4 protein-coding genes are annotated in these 4,507 nt (G+C 60.9%); 1 reads left to right on the top strand and 3 read right to left on the bottom strand.

What is annotated here, in order from left to right:
• The coding region (locus tag ACI3K3_RS25405; protein ID WP_404918857.1) for an arylsulfatase at nt 1–1,470 on the top strand (1,470 nt) is incomplete at its 5' end.
• A 427-nt stretch (nt 1,471–1,897) separates the two neighbouring features.
• On the opposite strand, the gene ACI3K3_RS25400 is transcribed toward ACI3K3_RS25405, so the two are convergent.
• The 3 genes from ACI3K3_RS25400 to ACI3K3_RS25390 form a co-directional block, all read right to left on the bottom strand.
• Nucleotides 1,898–2,107, bottom strand: a complete 210-nt coding sequence (locus ACI3K3_RS25400; protein WP_404918855.1) for a hypothetical protein — start codon at nt 2,105–2,107, stop codon at nt 1,898–1,900.
• Entirely contained in the window at nt 2,107–2,328 is a 222-nt protein-coding gene (locus ACI3K3_RS25395) for a nitroreductase family protein (protein WP_404918853.1), read from the bottom strand. Before ACI3K3_RS25395 ends, ACI3K3_RS25400 begins: the two co-directional genes overlap by 1 nt.
• 504 nt (nt 2,329–2,832) lie before the next feature.
• Nucleotides 2,833–4,507 (bottom strand): transferrin-binding protein-like solute binding protein (locus ACI3K3_RS25390; RefSeq protein WP_404918851.1); only part of this gene is annotated, 1,675 nt, incomplete at its 5' end.

Raw genomic sequence — 4,507 nt, 5'->3', positions numbered from 1 at the left:
GATATCGGTCAGTCCCAGATCAGCGCCTATACGCGCGGCCTGATGGGCTATCGCACACCCAACATCGATCGTATCGCCAATGAAGGTGTGATTTTCACGGACTCATACGGCCAGCAAAGCTGCACGGCTGGCCGCGCGTCCTTCATCCTGGGGCAGGAACCGTTCCGCACCGGACTGCTGACGATTGGCATGCCTGGCGATCCGCACGGAATTACCGACTGGATGCCGACCATTGCGGATGTTCTGAAGGAAGCAGGGTATATGACCGGCCAGTTCGGCAAGAACCACCTCGGCGATCGCGACGAGCATCTGCCGACGAACCACGGATTCGACGAATTTTTCGGCAATCTCTATCATCTCAATGCCGAAGAGGAGCCGGAGGGCTACTTCTACCCCAAGGACCCGGAGTTCAAAAAGAAATATGGTCCGCGCGGCGTCATCCACAGTTGGGCGCAACCAGACGGTACGCAGAAGATCGAGGATACTGGCCCACTGAACACGGCGCGCATGCCGACCGTGGATGAGGAGTTTCTGGCCGGCGCGCAGGACTTCATCGGTCGGGCGGTCAAGAACGACAAACCGTTCTTCGTCTGGATGAACACGACGCGCATGCACGTATTTACCCATCTCAAGGAAGAATCCGTTGGCGTGACCGGCAAGGGCATCCATGCCGACGGTATGGCGGAGCATGATGGCCATGTGGGTCAATTGCTCGACCAGCTTGAAGAGCTGGGCATCGCCGACAACACGATCGTCGTTTACACGACGGACAACGGTGCCGAGATCGCGCTTTGGCCGGACGGCGCGATGATGCCGTTCCATGGCGAAAAGGGAACAACATGGGAGGGCGGCCTGCGCATTCCGATGCTGGCCCGCTGGCCGGGTGTCATCAAGCCGGGCACGGAGAGCAACGAGATCATTTCGCTGATCGACTGGTTCCCGACGCTTAGCGCCGCAGCCGGAGCGGGTGACATCGTCTCGAAGATGCGAGCAGGGCACGAGGCGGGCGGAAAGACATTCAAGGTTCACCTCGATGGCCACGATTTTGGCCCTTACTTCCGAGGGGAGAGTGACAAAGGTCCTCGCGATTCAATTTTTTACTTCGAACAATCCGGCAACCTGAATGCAGTACGGGTTCAGGACTGGAAAGTGAGTTTTGCGCAGGTCGATGGCAACATTGCCTTTGGCACGCGCAAGGTCACCAACTGGGCGATGATCAGCAACCTTCGGATGGACCCGTACGAAAGGGGCGCGACCGAAGGCGGAGAGGCGACCAAGTTCTTTGCTCAGCAGATGTGGCTGCTCGTTCCCGTACAAGGGAAGATTAAGGAATTCTTCCATGATTTTGCGGACTTCCCTTATCAGGAAGGCAGCTCCCTCAACGCTGCCGGGATCGGCTATTCTCTACTTCGGCAGACGGATGCGTTGAAGCGTTTGAAGGATCTGGAATCCATCCACCCCGGCTCGTGAACTTTTGGCGGTGGCGGTCCTTCGGACGCCGAGAGCAGACGAAATGGCCGCCACAGATTATCGCCGGCTGAGTGCATGTCGGAGAATGCAATTTTCCCGATCTGAACGAAGGAAAAGGTGCGACTCTCCTATCAGTCAATCATGCTCGTATCCGAGCTGAATTGTTGTGCCGAGAACGGCAGATTATATCCGAAACTTGCCGTTCACGACCGCCATTTTGAACGGCAAGTTTGTCCCACGACGCGGCGTTCGGCGCCCGGAAAAACCGACCCATTTCAGACTCTCAGCATCTAATTTCTTGTCTCCAGGTGCGGACCGGCAGCTATTCCGGCCAGACGCGACCAACATGTGCCGTTCATCGATCCCGAGGTGAACGGCCGCCCATTCCGGGAGCTGCCGTTTACTCCAGTCCATAGGGCCGCCCCGCTTAACGAAGTTGGAAGCCTCGCTCCTTTACCATCTGATGCAGCTGTTTACGACCGCCAAGATAGGCCAAGCTGGTGGCAGATTCATGCACGGCATTCTGCCAGCTCTTGGGACGCATGCCCTGGCTTTCGCGAAAGCGGCTGTACGCTTCCTCATAGCCTTCCAGCGCCGGGCCATGGGCAGTATCGCCATAGCGGTTCATGTGCAGCATCACGGATTGCGGCAATCGCGGGCGAGGCGCGCTGACGCGATCCGGGTCGGGCCGTCCACCGCCATGCCGAAGGTGAAGAAGGCATGAGGCGGAAGTCCGACGATCTCGGCCACCTCCCGTGCCGCATTGCGCAGCACTCCCAGGAAAACGACGCCGAGGCCGATGGATTCGGCGGCCAGTGCGGCATTCTGCGCTGCCAGTGATGCATCCACGGCTGCCATCAGGAACGCATCCAGTTGCTCCAATATTACGGGCTCACTTCCCTGTGCCCGGCTCACGCCTCGCTGAGGGGCGACGTGCCTTCATCCATCGCGCGGCATATCCCGATCCCTGCGCTTTCGGATTTTCATTGACGCTACCCAGAGATATCGGTCGTGCTTGGTGCAGTGCGCCATCGACGAAGGGAAACTGGTTCACCTGTTACCAGATTGGTACCGCCCCGCTTTCCCCCTTTACGCCGTCCACGTGCAGGACAGGCATCGCAGCGCACGTCCCTCGGTTTTCCTGAACTAGTCTATCGCAACGTTTAAATAGAGCGGGGCAATCGACCAAATTCACGCCGTTCACGTGTCGCGATGAGGACGACCGATTTTGGTGGACCGGTGGTTGAGACAACGGCGCCAAGGGCGATGCCTGCCATGCCATACCCGACGACAGGCTCAACGATTTGGAACTGTCGGTCACGGTCGAATTGTTCCTGCAGCGATAAGGCGCCAGTCTCCGCCTCAGGGAACATCTTGTTTGCCGATGGCCACGCCGGTCATCTTGCCGACCGCCGGATCGGCGATGTTGAAGACGGCGGCGTATTCCTGCGCCTTGTCGCCATAGAAGCGTCCTGCGATATCTCCGGTCCCGGCGTTCCATTTGCCCACGAACGCGGAGGCGTAGGCATCGACGGAGCCGTTGAAGTCGTACCGGCCCAGCGCGGCCGTCGAACCGTCGGCGCCGACCCGCTCGGGGAACAGGCTGGCGGCGAGTGTCCCCGCCGCGAAGTTTACCGAGAGATCCGAGCGGCCGATCAGCGCCGCGAGCGATTTCGTATCGTCGTGGATGTCGCCGAACAGGCGGCCTGCATAGACCGCGCTGCCGCTGCGGGGCAACTGGTCGGGCGGGGTGAAGTTGCCGAAACCGATATATTCCAGGCTTTCGCCATCGACCTTGCCGTCGATATCCGAATGCGTGGCGGCAACGCGCATGAAGCTGGCGTAGCTCAATTCGATGCCGTGGCTCTCGCCGTCGAACATCCCGATCGTGTACTGGACCTTCCCGTCGATCGTTGCCTGAGCGGCTCCGTAGGCATGGAAGTCCCCGGCATCCCTCTCGTGGGTGCGGTTGGCGGCGCCGAACGAGACGGAGGGGCTAAACCAGGGACCGAAGGGGAAGCCGAAACCGATTTGTGCCACCTTGCCTGCAACGGTGTAGGTGCCGGTGTCGGCATTGTAGATGATGGCGTCGCGCCACTGTTCGGTGATGGCATCGGCGGGCAGGCTAGGCGAGGTCCGCACGGTGCGCAGCCGGGTCGTTCCCTGGAGGCTCTCCAGCGTATCGTCCGCGTCGACTTTGCCCAAGCCATAGCCGGCGAAGGCGAGGCTGTAGTACAGGGGGCCCGCAGCGCCGAGCAGGGCGCCGCCTATATCCTCTCCGGAGGGACCGAAAAAGGCCCCTTCAAGGCTTCCCGTATAGGTGTCGGAAGCACCTGCCTTCGCCTCGAAGGTGCCGGTGAAGCGGTTTTCACCCGCAGCGATCGCCGCGCGCGCCTGCACCTCGCCCTTGCTCTCGATGCCCAGGATGCCCGGACCTTCGAAATTGAACGAGGCGGTCGTCCCGGTGATATCGAGCTGTCCCGTAGCGAAGTCCACCAGCGCCACGCCTCCGCCCTGCATGGTCAAAAGGTGCGGCGTGGCCGCAGAGGAACGGGTGCCGCTGAAAGAGAGTGCATATGTCGCGCTCCCGGTGACGGGCACGGCGGCAGCATCGCTGGGCAGACCGAAGACGAAGTCCACCGAGCGGTAGCTGTCGATGCCCGTGGCCGGGTTCACGTTTTTGGAGATCAACTGGCCCAGCGCCACGTATTGCGGAGCGGTGGTCCATTCGGATCGCATGCCCCAGTTCAGGTCCAGTCGGGTCGTGGTGCTGCCCTCTGCCCTTTCATATCGGAAGAGGTTTGCTCCGCCGATGGTCACGTCTTCGGGCGCGAATGTCGACGTCCGGTTGCCATCGTTCAGCGTGAAGCTGTCGGTGGTGGCATCGTAGGCCAGACTGGCGCCGGTCGCGCCGCTGCCCGAAGCGGGCCGCGCACGGCCCACATCGTAAGCCACCTCCGCGACCGTTCCCGACGCAGCGAAACTGGTGCTGACGGAAGGCTTCCCTGTCATCGTGGTCGGTGGCGGTGTTGGAGTA

This window comes from Novosphingobium sp. ZW T3_23 (genome assembly GCF_044987305.1).
Taxonomy (GTDB): Bacteria; Pseudomonadota; Alphaproteobacteria; order Sphingomonadales; family Sphingomonadaceae; genus Novosphingobium.
The sequence above is the reverse complement of the archived record's forward strand: the minus strand, read 5'-3'. Positions and strand labels throughout refer to the sequence as shown.